The organism is Streptomyces sp. NPDC054796 (assembly GCF_053611545.1).
On sequence record NZ_JBSHAO010000001.1, the window covers coordinates 183,566 to 200,099 of the forward strand.

Annotated in this window: 20 protein-coding genes and 1 pseudogene; 12 read left to right on the forward strand and 9 right to left on the reverse strand. The window is 69.9% G+C overall.

All coding sequences use genetic code 11. The features are described from left to right. Positions 1–50: 50 nt before the first annotated feature. Positions 51–452, reverse strand: a pseudogene (locus ACWGJ2_RS00785) (TetR-like C-terminal domain-containing protein); the annotation flags it as partial. Between the two features lie 40 nt (positions 453–492). On the opposite strand from ACWGJ2_RS00785, the gene ACWGJ2_RS00790 reads away from it, so the two are divergent. Next, the gene (locus ACWGJ2_RS00790) at positions 493–750 is read left to right on the forward strand and encodes a Thoeris anti-defense Tad2 family protein (RefSeq protein WP_453343727.1); all 258 of its coding nucleotides are present in this window, start codon (positions 493–495) and stop codon (positions 748–750) included. A 147-nt stretch (positions 751–897) separates the two neighbouring features. On the opposite strand, the gene ACWGJ2_RS00795 is transcribed toward ACWGJ2_RS00790, so the two are convergent. Beyond that, entirely contained in the window at positions 898–2,136 is a 1,239-nt protein-coding gene (locus tag ACWGJ2_RS00795; protein WP_453343728.1) for a helix-turn-helix domain-containing protein, read from the reverse strand. Between the two features lie 380 nt (positions 2,137–2,516). Here ACWGJ2_RS00795 and ACWGJ2_RS00800 point away from each other — a divergent pair, with 380 nt between their 5' ends. From ACWGJ2_RS00800 to ACWGJ2_RS00820, 5 genes are all read left to right on the forward strand, one after another. After that, on the forward strand, positions 2,517–2,795 hold the full coding sequence (locus tag ACWGJ2_RS00800) for a hypothetical protein (protein ID WP_453343729.1): 279 nt from the start codon (positions 2,517–2,519) through the stop codon (positions 2,793–2,795). A gap of 286 nt (positions 2,796–3,081) precedes the next feature. Beyond that, the gene (locus tag ACWGJ2_RS00805) at positions 3,082–3,432 is read left to right on the forward strand and encodes a hypothetical protein (protein ID WP_453343730.1); all 351 of its coding nucleotides are present in this window, start codon (positions 3,082–3,084) and stop codon (positions 3,430–3,432) included. Next, on the forward strand, positions 3,429–3,644 hold the full coding sequence (locus ACWGJ2_RS00810) for a hypothetical protein (protein WP_453343731.1): 216 nt from the start codon (positions 3,429–3,431) through the stop codon (positions 3,642–3,644). The genes ACWGJ2_RS00805 and ACWGJ2_RS00810 overlap by 4 nt, the downstream gene beginning before the upstream one ends. Positions 3,645–3,865: 221 nt before the next feature. Continuing rightward, on the forward strand, positions 3,866–4,066 hold the full coding sequence (locus ACWGJ2_RS00815) for a hypothetical protein (RefSeq protein ID WP_453343732.1): 201 nt from the start codon (positions 3,866–3,868) through the stop codon (positions 4,064–4,066). Positions 4,067–4,124: 58 nt separating this feature from the next. Continuing rightward, positions 4,125–4,808, forward strand: coding sequence for a hypothetical protein (locus ACWGJ2_RS00820; RefSeq protein WP_453343733.1), 684 nt, complete (start codon positions 4,125–4,127; stop codon positions 4,806–4,808). On the opposite strand, the gene ACWGJ2_RS00825 is transcribed toward ACWGJ2_RS00820, so the two are convergent. Beyond that, positions 4,780–6,219, reverse strand: coding sequence for an NF041680 family putative transposase (locus tag ACWGJ2_RS00825; RefSeq protein WP_453343734.1), 1,440 nt, complete (start codon positions 6,217–6,219; stop codon positions 4,780–4,782). The two genes, ACWGJ2_RS00820 and ACWGJ2_RS00825, sit on opposite strands and share 29 nt — an antisense overlap. A 293-nt stretch (positions 6,220–6,512) precedes the next feature. Here ACWGJ2_RS00825 and ACWGJ2_RS00830 point away from each other — a divergent pair, with 293 nt between their 5' ends. From ACWGJ2_RS00830 to ACWGJ2_RS00850, 5 genes are all read left to right on the forward strand, one after another. Then, positions 6,513–7,145 carry a hypothetical protein gene (locus ACWGJ2_RS00830; protein WP_453343735.1) on the forward strand — a complete coding sequence of 211 codons (633 nt, stop codon included), beginning with the start codon at positions 6,513–6,515 and terminating at the stop codon, positions 7,143–7,145. A 47-nt stretch (positions 7,146–7,192) separates the two neighbouring features. Beyond that, the gene (locus ACWGJ2_RS00835) at positions 7,193–7,597 is read left to right on the forward strand and encodes a peptidase inhibitor family I36 protein (RefSeq protein WP_453343736.1); all 405 of its coding nucleotides are present in this window, start codon (positions 7,193–7,195) and stop codon (positions 7,595–7,597) included. 40 nt (positions 7,598–7,637) lie between these two features. Beyond that, positions 7,638–7,859, forward strand: coding sequence for a hypothetical protein (locus tag ACWGJ2_RS00840; RefSeq protein WP_453343737.1), 222 nt, complete (start codon positions 7,638–7,640; stop codon positions 7,857–7,859). Positions 7,860–7,915: 56 nt separating this feature from the next. Beyond that, the gene (locus ACWGJ2_RS00845) at positions 7,916–8,290 is read left to right on the forward strand and encodes a CPBP family glutamic-type intramembrane protease (protein WP_453343738.1); all 375 of its coding nucleotides are present in this window, start codon (positions 7,916–7,918) and stop codon (positions 8,288–8,290) included. Between the two features lie 190 nt (positions 8,291–8,480). Next, positions 8,481–9,548, forward strand: coding sequence for a phosphotransferase (locus ACWGJ2_RS00850; RefSeq protein WP_453343739.1), 1,068 nt, complete (start codon positions 8,481–8,483; stop codon positions 9,546–9,548). Positions 9,549–9,552: 4 nt separating this feature from the next. Here ACWGJ2_RS00850 and ACWGJ2_RS00855 read toward each other — a convergent pair whose 3' ends face one another. The 5 genes from ACWGJ2_RS00855 to ACWGJ2_RS00875 form a co-directional block, all read right to left on the reverse strand. Further along, complete coding sequence (locus tag ACWGJ2_RS00855; RefSeq protein ID WP_453343740.1) at positions 9,553–10,914, reverse strand: TfuA-like protein; 1,362 nt, start codon at positions 10,912–10,914, stop codon at positions 9,553–9,555. Continuing rightward, positions 10,911–12,086, reverse strand: a complete 1,176-nt coding sequence (locus tag ACWGJ2_RS00860; protein WP_453343741.1) for a YcaO-like family protein — start codon at positions 12,084–12,086, stop codon at positions 10,911–10,913. Before ACWGJ2_RS00860 ends, ACWGJ2_RS00855 begins: the two co-directional genes overlap by 4 nt. Before the next feature lie 104 nt (positions 12,087–12,190). Next, positions 12,191–12,352 carry a hypothetical protein gene (locus ACWGJ2_RS00865; protein ID WP_453343742.1) on the reverse strand — a complete coding sequence of 54 codons (162 nt, stop codon included), beginning with the start codon at positions 12,350–12,352 and terminating at the stop codon, positions 12,191–12,193. 25 nt (positions 12,353–12,377) lie between these two features. Next, entirely contained in the window at positions 12,378–13,010 is a 633-nt protein-coding gene (locus ACWGJ2_RS00870; protein WP_453343743.1) for a hypothetical protein, read from the reverse strand. Between the two features lie 10 nt (positions 13,011–13,020). Further along, entirely contained in the window at positions 13,021–13,653 is a 633-nt protein-coding gene (locus ACWGJ2_RS00875) for a hypothetical protein (RefSeq protein ID WP_453343744.1), read from the reverse strand. 179 nt (positions 13,654–13,832) lie between these two features. Here ACWGJ2_RS00875 and ACWGJ2_RS00880 point away from each other — a divergent pair, with 179 nt between their 5' ends. Beyond that, positions 13,833–15,194: a transcriptional regulator gene (locus tag ACWGJ2_RS00880; protein WP_453343745.1), complete on the forward strand. Its 1,362-nt coding sequence runs from the start codon at positions 13,833–13,835 to the stop codon at positions 15,192–15,194. 252 nt (positions 15,195–15,446) lie between these two features. On the opposite strand, the gene ACWGJ2_RS00885 is transcribed toward ACWGJ2_RS00880, so the two are convergent. Continuing rightward, entirely contained in the window at positions 15,447–16,235 is a 789-nt protein-coding gene (locus ACWGJ2_RS00885; protein ID WP_453343746.1) for a calcium-binding protein, read from the reverse strand. Positions 16,236–16,534 lie beyond the last annotated feature (299 nt).

Genomic DNA, 16,534 nt, shown 5'->3' on the forward strand with positions numbered 1-16,534 from the left:
CAGGCAGCGGGGCCCGAGGACCCCGGCTGCCTGCCATCCGAGACGGTGCGTCAGAGCATGGCGAGACGGTCCACCAGGAGCTCTACCCTCTGCTCGACGTACTCCGGCGGCAGCCTTCCCGCCCGGGTCAGGGTCGCGATCCCGTGCAGGGCCGCCCAGAACAGCTCGGTGAACAGCCCCGGGTGGACGTCGTCCCCGGCGACCTCGCTGAGGCTTTCCAGCAGGGCGGCGAAGGCGTCCTTCAGCGGCTCCGGGGTGTCCTCCTGCGCGAAGGCCAGGCCGCCGTCGAGCTGGAACATGGCGTCGTAGAGCGCCGGGTTGCGTTCGGCGAAGTCGAGGTAGGCGCGGACGAGGGCCGTGACCCGGGCGCGCGGACCGGTCGCGGCGGAGGTCGCGGCCCGCACCGCCGCGGCCATCTCGGCGGCGCCCTCGAGAGCGACGGCGCCGATGACCGCTCCGTTCGTTGAAGCGAGGGGAGTTACGGTGATGGTCATGGACTACTCGGACGCTCTGCGAGTAATCAAGGCCGGTGGCCGGGTCGCTCGGCGAAGCTGGGTCGAGCCCGGCAAGTACATCTTCTGGACCCCAGCGGCGACTGTGGAAACCCCGGACGGCAAGTGCGTTGAGCGCGTTGGGCACGCTCTGTTCTTCCGCCCCTTTAAAGGCGAGAACGGGCAGGTCGAACCCTGGCTGCCCAGTTTTGACGCGCAGGCAGGCGAGGACTGGTACGACGTGAGCACGGAAGGCTGAGTCGTCGACCATGACGTGGGCCGCCGGTATTTCACCACCGTGAGGCTTGAAGACACGAAGGCGCGAAGCTGCGAAGGACGGCCGATCGGGGCCTGGAGGAGCAGGACACGGGTGGTTCCGCTTTCAGCCCCGCCCCTCCACGGTCCGTCAGGCTGCACCGATGTGGAGGGCGAAGGGCCGTAGGCCCGGAAGGGCAGGGCTCGTGGCGAGCAGTTCAGAGATCATGCGGCGGACGCTGGAGCGTCGGACATCTTGCGGCGTGATCGTTTCCTGCTTGCGCAGCAGCCGTAGCGCTGACTGAAGGTCTCCGAGGTCCCGGTAGAGCTTGGCGCTGTCGTGCCGTACGCGGGCTGCGCGTTCGGCGGTGGGTACGGCGTCCGGATCGATCGCGGTCATGTGGTTGATCGCGCGGCGGGTGTTGCCCAGCAGGTGCTGGATGCACAGTCCGTACCGTTCGACTTGGTCTGTCGTCATCGGCCCGGGGTGGTCGATCCAGGCGGCTACGGCGGGGCCCCGGGCCACGAGTGAACGAGCGTGCTCCCACAGCGTGATGGCGTCAGCCTGCTGGTTGGTCTGAGCGGCTCCGTACGCGGTCTCCAGGAGCAGGTGAGCGACGACGGGCCGGGCCCTTTCCTCTCCTTCGAGCTCTGCCACGGTCCGGTCCGCGAGCTGTCGGGCCCAGCGATGATGGCCACGTTGCCGGAAGACGCCGACCTGTGCTCGTGCGGCCATGGCGTGTGCGAGAGGGTGCTGTGCACGCCGGGCTGCTTGGACCGCGCGGTCCGCCGTGATCCAGGACTCGTCGCGCCGCTCCTTGACGCTGACGGCTGTGCTGAGGACGTACGTGCGGGTGAGCAGTTCGAGACTGCGTCGCCCACCGTTGCGGGCATTCGCCTCGGCGGCGGCTATCAAGCGCGGAACGGAAGCTTCTGCCTCGGCGTAGTGTGCAGCGCTGATCTGTCGAGCAAGCCCGTCGAGACCAGCCTGCAACTGCGATGTGTTCATCGTCGGCTTGGCTTCTTGGAAAAGGGCGGTTTCCCATCCTGGTGCCGTGGACTTCTGTGCTGCCGCTGGTGCGGCGGGTATCACCGCTGCACCAACACCGAACCCCGCTGCCGTCAGCAGTTGCCGCCTGCGCATCTCGTCCTCGCTCTCACCACCGGTCCGCAGGACGACACCTGTTGTCGCCCTGCTCACTCCCAAGTCAGCGGGTTCCATTCCCAACTCGTGTGCAATCGCCTCACGTTCGGAAGCAGTGGGAACGTCAATGCCGCACTCGATCCGCGAAATCCGAGCACGGCTCATGTTGCAAGCCGTTCCCAGCTCCGCCTGTTTCATCCCCGCAAGGGCGCGACCTGCCTTGATCCGCTGGCCCAGGGTTGTCATAACCACGACGGTACGCCGCTCGGTGAGCATGCTGCTCGGATTCTGAGCACGGTGCTCGGAACTGATGCTTCTGCGTATCCGACTGCTTACGGCGGATGTTCACTGCTCGTCAGTGGTGCTGTCTCGTCCCGCAGTTCACGGTGGCACCGAATCGCTGCACGGGAGTGCGTCCGATGGCAATTGACCAAGCTGATTGTGCAGGCAGGCGGTATACGGAGTCGTTGACGATCACGGGTAATGCCCCTTGGGCTGATATCGCTCCCTGGGTTCCGTCCGATCGTCCGGAGTTGCTTGCCGCTGGGGTGTGGTGGGATGCCGTGCGGATGCCCGCATATCTCGGGGACCGTGTGCTCCCCCGGCTTGGGGAAGCGACGGGGGCGGTGATCCGTGACCCGTACGCGCACCGCCTGTACTGGCTCGTCATGCCGGGGACGGCGGATGCCTGGGTCGCGGCGGTCCCGGACACCAGCTTCGTCCAGGTCCTCGGCAAGGGCTGTTGGCTCACGGTTCCGCCCCGCGACCGGTCACGGGGCGCGGGCCCGTACTGGCAGGTGCCCCTCACCGACGGGCACGCGCTGACGGCCGTGGACCTGCTGCACGGCGCGTTGGAGCTGGTTCTCGCTCAAGCGCCCGGTCCGAAGCGGAAGCCGGTGTCATGAAGAGCCGCTGCACCGAGGCGCGCTGCGGGCGGGAATCCGAGTGCGCCGACACGGTGATCGTCACCCTCGCGGACCGGCCGGAAGCGACCCCGACCGGTGACGGGTACGGCGAGGTGGTCATGTGCCCCGAGTGCCGCCACGCCTACACCACCGCTCCGTTTCTGACTCTCGACCACCGTGCCCGCATCCGAGCCTCAGCCACCGGAGAACCCGTCGCCCAGGCTGCTGCCGCGCTTGAGCGAGGGTGGGCTCGGAAGGGCCGAGCATGATGTCCCTCGCAGGAGGCTTGTACCCCGAATACCAGCGGACCGGCTGGGAGTGGGACGTGATCCGCATGCGTGCCCCCCTCGGATATCGCGTGCTCGACCAGCTCGGGGACGCGACGGGACGCGTATGCCGCGACGAGGAAGGGCTGTACCTGTTCTTCGTCCCCGTCGACCAGGCGCCCGAGGTGGGGGTAGGGGGAGCCGAGATCCTCCGCGGCGGGACGTGGCTCTGCCTGCCTCCACCCGAGCGGGAACGCGGGGAGGGGCCCCGCTGGCTTCGCCCGTACGGCCGCGGACTGTGCGACCCGGAGCGGCTCGCCGCAGCGCTGGAGGCGGCTCTCACCGACGAGTGCAGCCGGAGATCGTCATGACGATCACCCGCTGCTTCCGCTGCCGAACCCCCGGCGAGTGCATTCTCGTGCGCACCCTCGAAGTGGCCTCGGGCCCGGGGTACCCGGTGTACGCCTGTACGTCCCACGCCCGCTCCGAGGCCGCGAAGGCAGGCGCGCCCGGCTGGCTGCGCCGCGCCGTGTACGAGCGGGTCGTGCAGGCGCCCGTGCCACGGGCGGTGACCGAGTCATGAGGGATCGCACCGGTGCGGGAGCGGGGGAGTACATGGTGACCTCGCTCGTCCCCCAGCTATGCCCACGGTGCATGGACGCCGACTGCGCCCGCTGCGATGCCCCCGACCCGGTACTCGCCCGCGAGGCGGGTCTCCCACCATGCCCGTGTTCCCACGCACTCGCGCCACCCCGGCAGGCCCGTGCACTGCTCACCGCAAGCCCCGGCACCATCCTGGCCCCGGTGTACCTGACCGCCCGCAGCATCCTCTGCCGCGATCTCATCCTCCACGACGGGCTCGCCCGCGTCGTACGGGACATGCGCGTCGTGAAGCCCGGTGTGCGCCGACTGCTCCTTCCGCGTGGCCGGACCTGCGACATCGGCATGACGCCCCGGCCCGGCTACCGGCCCCGTGCCATTCCCGGCATTCAGAGCAACCGCTGAACTCACCTGGTCACCGCTCACTGATTCCGCGGTTCTCCCTGTCGACCCAAGGACCAAGATGACCAAGCGCCGCCTGATCCGCCCCGAAGAGAAGAAGGCACTGCTCCGCCTGACGGTGCCCTTCTCTTCTCCTCGGCCGTCGTTCCCGCCTCGCCATCGCTGCTTGAACTACGCGTCCGTGGCCGGGCTCTGGCTGGTCACCGCAGGTGGGCAGACCTGGGCCGGTGTCGCCGCAGCTGAACACCGGTCCGCCGTGAGCGAGTCCTCAGCCGCCGAAAGCATCGGTCAGGCGCTGACGGTGACGGCGGTGATCGCCGCATGGGTGTGGCTCGCGGTTCTCCTGCGCTCCGCGACCGGGCCCGCGCGATGGTGGCCGCTGACGGTCACCACCCTCTGCTTCGCCCTCTACCTCGCCGACGCTGGGGGACTCGTCGTAGGCGGGCCGAGCCCGGTCGTACGGGACCTGTCCAGCGGCGTGGTGCTGGTGGGTCTCACGCTTGCTGTCACCGCGCGCTGCGGCACTTCCCTGTGCTCGGCACCGCGTGGTGCGAAGACGGGGAGCGGGCTGCTGACTGGCCTGATCGCCTTCCTGGCGCTGCTCCTGGTGCCCGTGTTCGCCGACGGGGCCGCGCTGCTGCCCGGCCCTCACCTCACCGGCAGTCAGACGAGCGCCCTTGCCCCGCATACTCCGGCACAGGCCCTCATCTTGTTCCTTATCGTCGGCTGTCACGCAGAGCGATGAGTGTCTCGGGGCGTTTGACGGTCTTGCCGACGTCGTAGCGGGTGGCTGGGTGCCGGTTCCTCACTCCGGGTGGTCGTCCTGGCCCCGGCCGTGTGGGTTTGGGTGCACGGGCCGGACTACCCAGGTGCGGGCGTATGTGCCGGAACCCGCGGCGGACGCGAGTTGGTGTGAGTAGTTCGCCGGGGCGAGTCCTCTTCTCCCAGGGCTTGTGCTGGTCGACGGCGAGCGGGATGGCGAGGCGGAGTTGGGTGTACGCGGCGATCACCAGCCACGTCCAACGATCTGCTGCCAGCGGGCTCCGCAGTCGCGGCCGTGTCCAGCCCAGTGACTGCTTGAACAGGCGAAACGTGTGCTCCAGATCGAATCTGCGCAGGTAGCACGACCAGACGAAGTCGACGTCGGCCGGGGCGGCGCCGGTGGCCGAGGACCACAGCCAAACCGGCGGTGCGTCACGGTCGCCGGGCAGGTGATCCACGTTGAGGCGGATCAACGTGCCCTCGATGAGAGGCAGTTCGCTGTCGTGCTCGATCCATGCGGAACGCTGCTGCAGTCTGGGGTGTAGTCGGTCCCAGGCGCGGGCTTCGGCCTTGCCGTAGCGGGGTGTGTCGTTCACCGTGACCACGCACGGCTCCGGCCACGACTCGGGCCTGGCCAAGCTGAACTCCTTGCCGTGCTTGGGCGGCCGGCCGCCCTTGGGGTCGTAGACGCGCGGCGGCTTCGGCAGCCGCAGGACACGGTCCGAGCGCAGACGGCCGACCAGATCGACGGGAAGATCGCGCAGCACCCAGGCCAGGCGCATCACGTCGTAGCCCGCGTCCATCACCACCAGAATGTCTCTGTCGCCGTCGTGCCACTGGCTGGCCGCGATCAGCCGCTCGACCACCTGACGGATCTGATGGGAGGTGACGGCCGCGGCATCGTCGGTGGGCCCGAGCCGGACCGCGTCCAGGACCTGTGTCCATGAAGTGCGGTCCGGCGTCAGCGCGGCGACGAAGGAGTACGGCCAGCCCGGGATGATCTGCGCGGCCTCACGAGAACGGCCATGGACGTGGCAGAACAGACGCTCCGGCGAACAGGCCGCGTCCGAGCGCAGCCACGGGGAGACGTCCACGGTCAGCACGATCCGCCCCTCGAAGCGCGGAAGCGGCAGCGATACCAGTAGGTCACGCAGGGCCTCCGTGTCGAGCCGACCGTGGTTCAAGGCGCCGTACAGCGAGCCGTAGCCGCGCTGGTGCTCGGCGAGCAGCGACAACTCGACCGGCGTCTTCACTGGCCCGTCCGCGCACAGCAGCGCGTCGGTGAGCTCGAAGAACGCATCGGCCCGCGCGGAAAGGCACCCGTAGAAGGCCGTCCGAAAGCGTGACAGCTCCGCGAACGCATCCTGTTCGCTGGCCCGTTGCAGCACCCTCATCCCCACGGCCTTCCTGGTGAACTCCTGTGTCTCGTCGCAGAGTTCAGGATCACGAGGAAGGCCGCCCTCATGTCCTGCGATCACTCCAAAGAGTGACCAAAGGTACAAGCTTACGAGCGAACCGCCAGCCCGCTCAACGACCCCACCGCGCTGAAGAATCGAGGTCAGTCAAGGAATTCGGGCCTGCCCGAAACATGTGGACCGGGTCCGCGACGCGCGATGCAATGAAGACGTCACACCGCAGGACGTCGCTTCGCATCGGAGCGTATCGGCCGCAGAGGAGAAATCGAGAAATGAGCGACCACAGGGGGTACGCCCGATCGGCAGGAGTGGCCACCGGATTGATCATCCTGCTTTCCGGCTGTACGGCGCATACGGCACAGCACACGCAGTTGTCCGACGCGGAATTGGTCGAGCACGCCCAAGAGGTACTGACCGCACGGTGTATGCGAGAGCAGGGGTTCGAGTACCACGTCGCGCCGCCTTCCGGTGACGGATCGGCGCAAGCCACGTCGGATCGGAACACCCAGTACGCAAGAGGGCTGCCCGCGGCCGAGCAGCGGCGGTACACCGCCACGTACTCGGGTGATCCACGTAAGCACAACATCGAGACCCAGGTGGAAGGCATCACGGTGGGAATGTCCACCACTGGATGTCTGGCAGCGGCGAAGAAGGAACTCTTCGGCAGCCTGGGTGCGTGGTTCCGCCCTCATGTCATCGAGCGAAATCTGGGCGCCTTGGCACATCGCCGAGTGGTGCGGGACAGTCGATTTTCGCGCGCGAGCAAGAGTGCCGGTGCCACACGTGAGTTGACGGCGGAACACACATCCGCGGTGCGTGAGAAATACCGGAGAGAACTCGATGCGCTCAAGGCCATCGATGCCAGAGCGGTGCAGCGGGCACGGGAGATCGCGCGTTCCACATAGCCAAGAAAAAGAAACAGAGATAAACACAGAGAAGGGTGAAACACATCATGAGCCGAAAGCTCAAGTCCATCGCGGGCCTACTCGCGGCCGCCGGGGTCGCCCTCGGCGCCGCCACCCTCACCATGCCGACCGCCCAGGCCGACGGTGCGGGGGTCAGCGGCTTCTACGACTGCCCGACCAGTCAGGTCTGCGCATGGAAACACCCGGACTACCGGGGATACATGGGCCACGCCGAGGGCAACGACAGGAACTGGAACAACAAGATCGAGAACGAAGACTCCTCCTGGTACAACAACGGCACCGGCACCGGAAACACATCCGTGCGGATCTTCACCAAGCACAACTACAAGGGCGGCTGGTTCTGCCTGGACAAGGGCGAGTACGACAACTACGACCTCGGCCCGAACGACAAGGGCTCCTCACACAAGTGGGTCAACCCCAGCGATTGCTGACAGCCCCATAGGCAAGGGTGTGCCGCACCACGCTTCAGTGGTGCGGCACACCCTTGCCCACCGCCACCGCCACGAAGCCTGTGGCCGCCCGTTGCCCGACACCAGGATCGGCTGGTCGCATCACGACGAACTCCAACTGCTCCTCTCCTACGAGGAACTCGTCGAACTGGCCGACGCCGCCGCGTACGCGTGGCAGGAGTGCCTGCAGGACGCCGAAACCGCGCCGATGCCTGCCTCATCTCGGTCGTCATCGCAGCCGTGACCACATGACCCAGCCAGACGTTAAGGATCAAGCTCATCCATGCCGGGTGGGTCGCCGTGGCGGAGGAACTGATTCTCACTGCGGCCCCACTGGCGTTGCTGCGGGCCGCGCGGTGCCCGGTGTGGCAGTGCGTGACGGTGGTCGCGCTGTTACGGCTGGCTCCGCACACCTACATGGGCGTGGCCGCGCTGCCTGAACTGTGGGCCGCGGGCGCCTGCGCCGCCCTCTACCTGGCCTCGCGCCGGGTCCTGCCACTGATCTGCGCGCACGCCGTCTACGACCTGCTCGCACCCTGGCTGCCCTCACCTCGTGCCATGACGCTGTCCTACCTGGCCATCGTGTTCCTCGTCGGCTTCGTCGCGGTCACCACGCTGGTCATGACCGCGGAGTGGTCACGGCGCCCGGACGTGCGCGAGAGGGGGGTTGTGTGACCGCTGCCCCGGATCGGGTCGGCCTTCGCTCGGGTGAGCGCGGCGACGTCGGGTGCGGTGACACGCCAGATCGTGGTGACGGTCGGGCTCCTCTCGCTGGATGAGGTGGAAGGTTCCCGGATGCCTCCGGAGGTGGCTGCGGCGCCGGTAGGGTGGCGGGCCTGTTGTGGCCGTCGTGCAGGGAGTGGCCGTGTCCGATACACCGTCGTCGCCGTCGCCCGGCGAGGTCTCCGCTGAGCAGATCGCCGAGGTGCTCGCCGCCCGCTATAGGCTGCCCGGTGCCCGGGTGGAGATCATTCCGCTGGGGGTGGAGACGGACAACGCCGTCGCCGATACCTCGCGGGGCCGGGTGTTCGTCAAGGCGTACCCGGTCCGTGCGGACCTTGAGGTGATGGCGGGCCGGATCGAGCTGATGCGGCGCGGCCGGGCGGCGGGCAGCCCCATCCCGGCAGCGCACCCGGACGTTGACGGCGCGCTGATCACCCGACACGAGGGGGTGGCGCTGTCGGTGTGGGACTGGGTGGACGCCGCCTCGCTGGAGAAGCCGTTCACCGCCGCGCACGGCCGCCAGATCGGCACCGCGCTCGGCCGACTGCACACCGCGCTGGCCGACTGCCCCACCGGCCGCTACAAGGCGAACAAGAACCGCTGGTGGGAGGCGTCGGGGGAAGCTCTGGCCGCGCGCGGGCACGAGCTGCTGGCGCTGATCGAGCAGGTCGCGGAACCCACCGAGGAGGATCTGCGGCGGCGCGAGCAGGTCGTGACGCGCATCGCCCAGGTCAAGGACGTCGCCGCCCTTCAGGCGCCGCTGCCGCCCGCGCCGCGCGAGCAGGTGGTCCACTTCGACTTCACCGGCGCCAATCTCTTGTGGGACGCGAAGGGGGACGGGGAGGTCCTGGCTGCCGTCATCGACCTCCAGGCCCGGACCGCGTTCCCCACGTGGGAACTGGGCCGCATCCTGTACGAGCCGCACACCGTCGTCGAGTCGGACGCCTGGCGCCGGACGGCCGTCGAGGGAGTGCTGGCGTACGCGGCCGAGGTGCCGCGCGAGGCCCGTGCGGAGCTTCCGTTCGCGGCACGGATGGCGCTGCTGCACAACCTCACCTCTTTCTTCGGCATCGACGCCCTGTACGAGAAGCACTGGCCGGGTGCCGGGATCTACGCCCGGTTCTGGGACCTGCGCGCGCGGGCGGCCGAGCGCATGCTGCCGGTGCTGGAGGAGATCGAGGCGGAGCTGGCCGAAGCTCTGGGCGGGTAGCCGTTCAGCGGGCAGCGGTGGCCGTGGGCTCGGGGCGCTCGGTCAGGTAGAAGGTGCGGGCCACCTCGACGGCCGCGGCGAACGAGCGCAGGCCCCGGTCCCGCGCCGCCGCATCACGCACCTGCTCGTCGGCGCCTGCGGGCAGGCTCCAGCGCGCGGCAAGGTGCTGGCCGATGCGGGCGGGGTCGAGACGGTCGACGGTGTGGCGGGGATCGGCCTCTGCCACGGCGGCGTTGCGCCGCAGGCAGGTGGTGACCGCCTCGACACATTCGTCAGTGTCGTCCAGCAGGCCGGTGGCTTCGCCAGGAGTAGTTGGCCACACGTCCCAGGCGCCGTCCCAGCAGGCCGAGCGCACCAGGATGCGTACCGTCTGCTCGCGTTCGTCTAACGTGCGCACCTCGGTGTCGGTGAGCCAGAAGACGCGCTGAGCGTCAGTGAGTGCCTCGGTGCGCAGGCCCCGCACGACGGCGGCCGTGACGGCGGCCTCCTCCAGGCCGACGGTGTGCCCGGGGGCGTCACCGGGCACGTCGGCGATGGCCGCCAGCACCCGGGCCTGCCAGTGGGCGGGGAAGCGGTCGTCGTAGAGCTGCTGGTGCTGGAGCAGCGCGAGCAGCGGCGGCTGCCCGCAGCCGGTGGGGGTGAAAGCGCTGGCCCAGTACCGGGTGAAGCTGGTCCGCCACGTCTCGCCCAGCCACGCGCCCGTTCCCGGCCGGTGAGCGGCCAAGGCGGTGGCCCAGTGCAGGGCGCGTTCGGCGTCCTCGCGCTTCAGGTCCCAGGGGTTCACGCGGCGCCAGGCGTCCAGCCGGGCGAAGGCGTCCTCCAGCCCCGCGGCGCGGGCGGCGCGAGCGAGAGCGGGCCAGGTGCGGCGGGTGTAGGGAAGATCGGCGGCGATCGCTTCCAGCCCGACGGCTTCCTGCCCGGATAGCCGCCCGTCGCCGTGGGCGCGGCGGGCAGCGGTGCGCAGGTTGACCAGCGCCTCCGTGACCCCCTCGCCCTCGGGAGTATGGAGCACGGCGACTTCGTCGTCCCGCTCCAGACTGCCGTCGAGGAAGGCGTGGTAGACGGTGCCAGCGCCGAGCATCCCGTACGCGGTCAGCTCGGCGGCGCGCAGCGCGCCCATGCTGGCGGCGCCGAGCACTGTGACGCCGTCGGCGAGCAGCATCAGGATCTCCTTGTGCCGCACCGGGGCGGCCTGGTGCCACAGCCCGTCGAGGAGCACGACCACGTCCCCCTCGGCGGCGTCGAGCCGCAGCAGGTCCCCGTGCCGCACGGGCGGATGGACCACGGCCTGCGGCACAAGGCCGCGGGCACGGGCGGCGGGGAGGGTGGGGCCGGTGAAGACGTGCAGTGTTCGGGTTGCCGTCATGCCGCTGACTCCCTTGCGGCGGTGCGCGGGTGGGGGATGACGTGCCGGGCGGCGTAGCGCAGGTGCGGGGCGAGCACCTTGACCACGGCCAGGTTCTCGCGCTGCCATGGCCCGTGGGTCAGCTCGACCGTCAGCGGGGCCGCGCCGATGCGGGCGGCCACGACGCGCGCCAGATGCCGGGCCTCCTGTTCGTCGCTGGGGAAGCCGTCGCGGTAGCGGGCGGTGGCCTGTGCCCAGGTGACGGCCTCGGCGTCGGTGTGCCGGGGGCGCACGGCGCCCGCGACGGGCCGGTACGCGGCCGGGTGGATGTCCTCGCGGCTACCGGTGATGTGGGTCAGCCGCGTCTGCGCGGCCTCGGTGACCGCGCGGGCGAGCGCCACGCCCGCGTCCAGGTGCGCGCCGGACCCGGCGACTTGCAGCGCGGGCTGATCCTCCCGCCACAGGTAGCAGCACATCACCGGCACGCCGAAGCGGTTCGGTAGGTGCCACAGCTCGTACCAGCAGCCCGCGCGCTCCAGCCGCTCGATCAGCCAGGCCAGTGACGGTTCGTCGATGCTCGCGGGATCGAGCCGCTGTGCGGCCCCTCCGGCGGCCAGGTCGCTGACGGTCTCGCGCTCGATCAGCTCGCACAGGGCGTGCACCATGGCCTCGGCACGGGTGTTGCCGGAGGCGAGCCCGTTGGTGGAGGCGGAAGGCAGGTGCAGGCGCCAGGCGGAGTGTTCCCCGCGGCCGAGCCGGACCGAGGCGGCGGGGACCGGCACCCGGCGGCCGTCGGCGAGCGAGGTGGCGGTGATCCACTCCAGCACCGTGTGGTCGGTGACCAGGCTGCCCGGGTGCGGCTCCAGTGCCGCCACCGGATACGGCAAGTCCAGGTCGGACGCGGGCGCGTGGGCGACCGGCGCGGGAAGCGCCTGTTCGGCGTGCCAGACCTCGATGGCCTCCATCGCGCCGGAGACCCGCGCCGCGTCCAGGGTCAGCCCCTTGCCCTGGGCGACCGACAGCGTACGGCTCAGGGGGCGGACGGCCATGGTCACCGGGATGCCGAGGTCGTCCAGACCGGTCACGTCCGCGACGCGGGTGATGCCGTACGAGGGCAGCAGTGAGCGGATCACCTCCCAGGTCTCAGCCGGGGTGCGGGTGCGGTGGGTGCCGGTGAAGTACGTCTTGCGCAACGCGCTCTCCTTCCTCCCTCGCGGCGACGGCCCGGTCACCCGCGGCCCGTACGGGAATTCGCGGGTGGCCGGGCCGTCAGGGCACGACCGGCAGGCTCCGCGGATCAGGCGGCGGGCTGCTGGTAGACGTGGTGGGTCGGGAAGGCGGAGTCCGGCACCGACGGGTCGCCGCCGGCGTTCTGCGGCAGGTTGCCTGCCTGGTGCAGGTCGGTGACGAAGTCGGCCGGGTCGACGGACGCCGGAGCAGTGTGCTCGATGGTGGGCATGAGTGCCTCCTCTTGAAGGGTTGGGTTACGGCTTCACCGACAGGTCGGAGAAGCAGATGGTGATCAGTACCTCGCGCGACTCGGCGTCGAGCGGGGCACGCCAGTGGGGGATGCGACGCCCGTCGAACCCCGACAGGTGCTTCGCGAGGATCGGGAAGTCCTCGCCGTCGTCCGGGTACGGGGTCCGACCGAGCCGGGCTGCGACCTCGACGGTGGACAGGTGGCGCATCCGCGGCAGCCACCTCATCGGACCCAGGGCCGGTGTCAGCCCGCAGGAGAAGGTGAGGTCGCACTTCCCGTCGTCCCGGTGGACGTGCATGAAGTCGCCCGGGGAGTAGAACTTGTAGCCGTAGCGGACCGGCGTCATCCGCCCCGCCCCGGTGGCCTCCGCGGCGATGTCCGCCAGCGCCTTGGAGCGGGCGAGTGCGTTGAGCGCCTCGCCGCCGGGGTGCACACGGCACCGCTGCGGGGAGGTGATCGACCCGTCCCGCATCACCAGCAGTCCCAGCCGCTGGTTGTGCCGCACCACGGCAACCGGCTCACACCGATCGGCCTCGGCCTCGATCTCCTCCCACAGGCCCGCCCCCACCGCGTCCGCCGGGACGTCCGCGCGGCCCTCGGCCAGCCACCGCTGCCGCAGTGTCATCTCGCCACTCATCGCGCGCTCCCTACAGGTCCATGTAGGAGAAGGTGGCCAGCAGCCCCAGCTCGCCGGGGAACGGGCTGCGCCAGTGCGGGATGCGGTATCCGGCGAACGCCCGAACACCGCCGTCGTGCGGGTGCGCGAGCTGCTCGAACTCCTCGCCCTCGGGGAAGATCCCCCGCTCGGCGATGACCTTGGCCTGCTCGTTGGGGAAGGCGTCGCGCAGGTGCGGCGCCCAGCCCATGGGCGGCAGGTCGTCGCTCAGCGCGACAGCGGCGGTGACGGTGGCCTTGACCGTGTCGGTGTGCAGGCCCTGGAAGTCGCCGCGACGGTAGACGACCACCACCCCGCCGCGCGGCACCAGCCGCGGCAGCCCCGTCGCCTCCCGCAGCGCGTGCAGCAGGCCCTTGTCGAACGCCAGCTCCTCCAGCCGCGGGGTGGCCGGCAGGAACGCGCAGTGCACCGCGGAGGCCAGAGAGCCGTCCCGGCGGGAGCTGACCTCGTCCCGGCTGTACGGCGAGGCCATCTCCAGACGGTCGTGGACCTCGTCTCCCACCGCCCGGACCCGGGCGGGAGTGAGGACGTCCGGCAGCACCACGGTGCCCTTCTCCTGCCAGCCGGGGTGCGCGGGAGGCCGGTCGACGTGAGGGATCTCCATGAAGTCCTCCTCAGCAAGGGCGCGTTGGCCGATGTCGCTACCGTCCCCGCTCGCCCGATGGTGGAGAACCGTGTGCGCGTGCCCAGGCGTGCCCACGGCGTACCCAGGCGTACCCACCGCCGGTGCTCGCCGCGCCGCGCCCGTATTCACCGCGCCCGGCGGCGGGCAGCATGACGAGTGTGGAGATTGACGAGCACCCGCTGGCCTACCTGCTCCACCACCACGGCTGGACGGCCACCACCTACCTCGCGCGGCTGAGCGCCGCGCACCAGCAGCTCGGCCACGGCCCGCTCGATGTGCACCAGCGCAAGCGGGTCTCCCGCTGGATCTGCGAACGCGTCACCCCCGAGGTCACCGTCCAGCAGGCCATGGCCCGGCTCCACGGCATCGCCCCGCGTGAGATCACCGCCCGTCCCTGGCCGGAGTGGCTGAAACTGGCCTGCATTCGCGAGCAGCGGCTTGTTGACGCCGAGTGGAGTGCTGCCACCACCATCGAGTTACTGGACCACGTCGCCTCCACGGGAGGGCCTATGGACCGCAGGGGATTCCTCGCCGTGACGGGGGTCGCCCCCGTCCTCGCCGGGGCGGCCACCGCCCAGCCTGCCGCTGCCAGCGACAGCGGCAGACGGGTCGGCGCCGCCACCCCGCGCCTGTTCGAGCAGGCCCTCGCCGTCCTGCGCCGCCAGGACGACCAGCTCGGGTCCGGTCAAGTACACGCTTCCGCCCGCGCCCAACTCCGTCTGATCAGCCAGACCCTCAAGACTGCCTCCTACAACGAGGAAACCGGCCGCGAGCTGTACGCCGCGGCGGCCGAGGCCGCCCGCATCTGCGCGTGGACCGCATACGACAGTGGCTACCTCGGCCTCGCGGAGGACTACTACATCGCGGCCCTCCGCTCGGCGGCCTCCGCGAACGAGGACACCGTGGCCGCGAACACCCTCTCCTTCTGGGCGATCCTGCGTTACTCGAACGGCGACCCGACGGGGGCGGCGGACCTGGCCACTGACGCGCTCGGCCGCGCCCGTCGTATCGGCTCACCCCGAATGGAGGCCATGCTGCACGCCCGCCTCTCGCGCGCCCACGCCCGCGCCGGCGACGAACGCGCCTGCCACCGCGCCCAAGGCGCCGCCTTCGACGCCTACGACCGCGCCCGCGACCGCTCCCCGGACCAGGACCCGCCGTGCGTGTACTGGGTGGACCTGGGCGAGCTGCACAGTTGGGCGGCCAGCAACGCCATGAACCTGAACCACCCCCGCAAGGCCCTGACCCACTACGAGTCCATCCCCGCTGCCCACCGCTCCGAGGGCTACGACAGCCAGGCGTACCCGCGCGCCGCCGCCCTCCGCCTCACCCGCACCGCCGAAGCCCACATCGCCGTGGGCGACCTCGACGGCGCGCTGGAGAGCGCCCACCAGGCCGTGGACCACCTCGGCGGAGTCACCTCAGCCCGGGGCACCTCCACCCTCACCGGTCTGCGTACCCAACTCGCCGCCCACCGGTCGGTGCCCACCGTTCGCGAGTTCCTGGCCCGCACAGCATGAGCGTGCTGGTGCTGGTGTTGCGGACGCCGCGACGGAGGTGGACGTCCCGGGGCCTGCTTTCGGATGGCTGCGGTGCCGCTAGCGGTCTCGGGGAACGCCGAGATCGTCGATCAACTTGCAGTGCGCGAAGGGATGCGGCGGCTGACGGCATGGTGGCCGGGAGACAGCCTGGGGCTCAGGAGAGCCCAGGCCGATGGGTCTTTCGGCCTGGGCCTTCTGCGCTGGTTGGAGGATTGATGACCCTCCCGGGGGTTACTTCACGTCGACGTGGTCCGCCGTGGAGGCGACCGCTGGGGTGGTGGACGTGCCTGCGAAGGAGTACCGGAAGTAGCCGTCCGCCGTGGCCTTCGTCATCGTTCTCAGATTGCCCTTGCTGTCCGTCGTGGCGGTCTTGAGGGTCTTGTAGGTGCTGGTGCCCTTCTTCTTGAACTGGAGCTTCACCGGCTGCTTGGTGTAGCCCGCGTACTTGTAGGTCTCCCAGTTGGCGCGGGTCAGGGCGCCCGTGACGGTGACCGTCTTGTTCTTCTTCACCGGTTCCGGCGAGGCGTTGACCGTCAGCCTGGAGTTGCGCAGGACCCTCGCCTTGGCGGCGGCATCCTTGGTGAAGTAGTCACCGTCGTTGGCCAGGACGTGGGCCCTCACGGTCCAGGTTCCGGCCGTGGTGTTGTCCTGGGGGTGGATGCGCGGGTTCATTCTCAGCGTGTGGGTGCAGGTGGTCGTGGTGTTGCTCTGCCGCACGCACTTGCCCGCGATGTCGTCGGGGAGCGCGAGACCGTAGTAGTCGCCGTTCGGGAGGGGCGTGTGCCACATGACCGGGAAGGTGTTTCCGGTCTCGATACCCGAGTCGTCCGTGGCGGTCACCGCGATGGTGAATGTCTTCACGTCCGTGGTCCCCAGGACGATGTCCTTGCCTCCGTTGACGACCACCTTCGTGATCCTGATGTCGCCCGAGAAGTCATCCGCCTGGGCGGTCGCCGGAATCGTGAGCGCGGACAGGGCGAGGGCCCCGGCGAAGCCTGCCACGGCGGTGCGGTGATGCATGAAGACGTTTCCCCTGTGTTCCCGAGCCGCGGGGACGTCCCGAGGCGGAGTTGACCATGCCCACCCGGTACGCGGGTGGCACGGACATGACCATCAGGTCGCAGGGATGGTTGCCCACCGATCACACGGCTGCCAGGACGAGCGCGGGGCTCACACCATCTTCCGGCTCTGGAGCGTCCGGCCCCGGTTGGAGCATCGGTACAGCAATTGGTGCTGAGGGAGGTCTTGTCCGGCCGGTTACCGGGCGGTGGTCCTCGTCGCGAGCGCCGACGAGATTGTCCGGTGCTTCCCTCTTCGTG

Excerpts from the sequence above, each read along its gene's own strand:
- ACWGJ2_RS00790 (WP_453343727.1), top strand. The coding sequence starts at position 493 with ATGGACTACTCGGACGCTCTGCGAGTAATCAAGGCCGGTGGCCGGGTC.
- ACWGJ2_RS00795 (WP_453343728.1), bottom strand. The coding sequence starts at position 2,136 with ATGACAACCCTGGGCCAGCGGATCAAGGCAGGTCGCGCCCTTGCGGGG.
- ACWGJ2_RS00810 (WP_453343731.1), top strand. The coding sequence starts at position 3,429 with ATGACGATCACCCGCTGCTTCCGCTGCCGAACCCCCGGCGAGTGCATT.
- ACWGJ2_RS00820 (WP_453343733.1), top strand. The coding sequence starts at position 4,125 with ATGACCAAGCGCCGCCTGATCCGCCCCGAAGAGAAGAAGGCACTGCTC.
- ACWGJ2_RS00825 (WP_453343734.1), bottom strand. The coding sequence starts at position 6,219 with ATGAGGGTGCTGCAACGGGCCAGCGAACAGGATGCGTTCGCGGAGCTG.
- ACWGJ2_RS00830 (WP_453343735.1), top strand. The coding sequence starts at position 6,513 with ATGAGCGACCACAGGGGGTACGCCCGATCGGCAGGAGTGGCCACCGGA.
- ACWGJ2_RS00835 (WP_453343736.1), top strand. The coding sequence starts at position 7,193 with ATGAGCCGAAAGCTCAAGTCCATCGCGGGCCTACTCGCGGCCGCCGGG.
- ACWGJ2_RS00855 (WP_453343740.1), bottom strand. The coding sequence starts at position 10,914 with ATGACGGCAACCCGAACACTGCACGTCTTCACCGGCCCCACCCTCCCC.
- ACWGJ2_RS00865 (WP_453343742.1), bottom strand. The coding sequence starts at position 12,352 with ATGCCCACCATCGAGCACACTGCTCCGGCGTCCGTCGACCCGGCCGAC.
- ACWGJ2_RS00870 (WP_453343743.1), bottom strand. The coding sequence starts at position 13,010 with ATGAGTGGCGAGATGACACTGCGGCAGCGGTGGCTGGCCGAGGGCCGC.
- ACWGJ2_RS00875 (WP_453343744.1), bottom strand. The coding sequence starts at position 13,653 with ATGGAGATCCCTCACGTCGACCGGCCTCCCGCGCACCCCGGCTGGCAG.
- ACWGJ2_RS00885 (WP_453343746.1), bottom strand. The coding sequence starts at position 16,235 with ATGCATCACCGCACCGCCGTGGCAGGCTTCGCCGGGGCCCTCGCCCTG.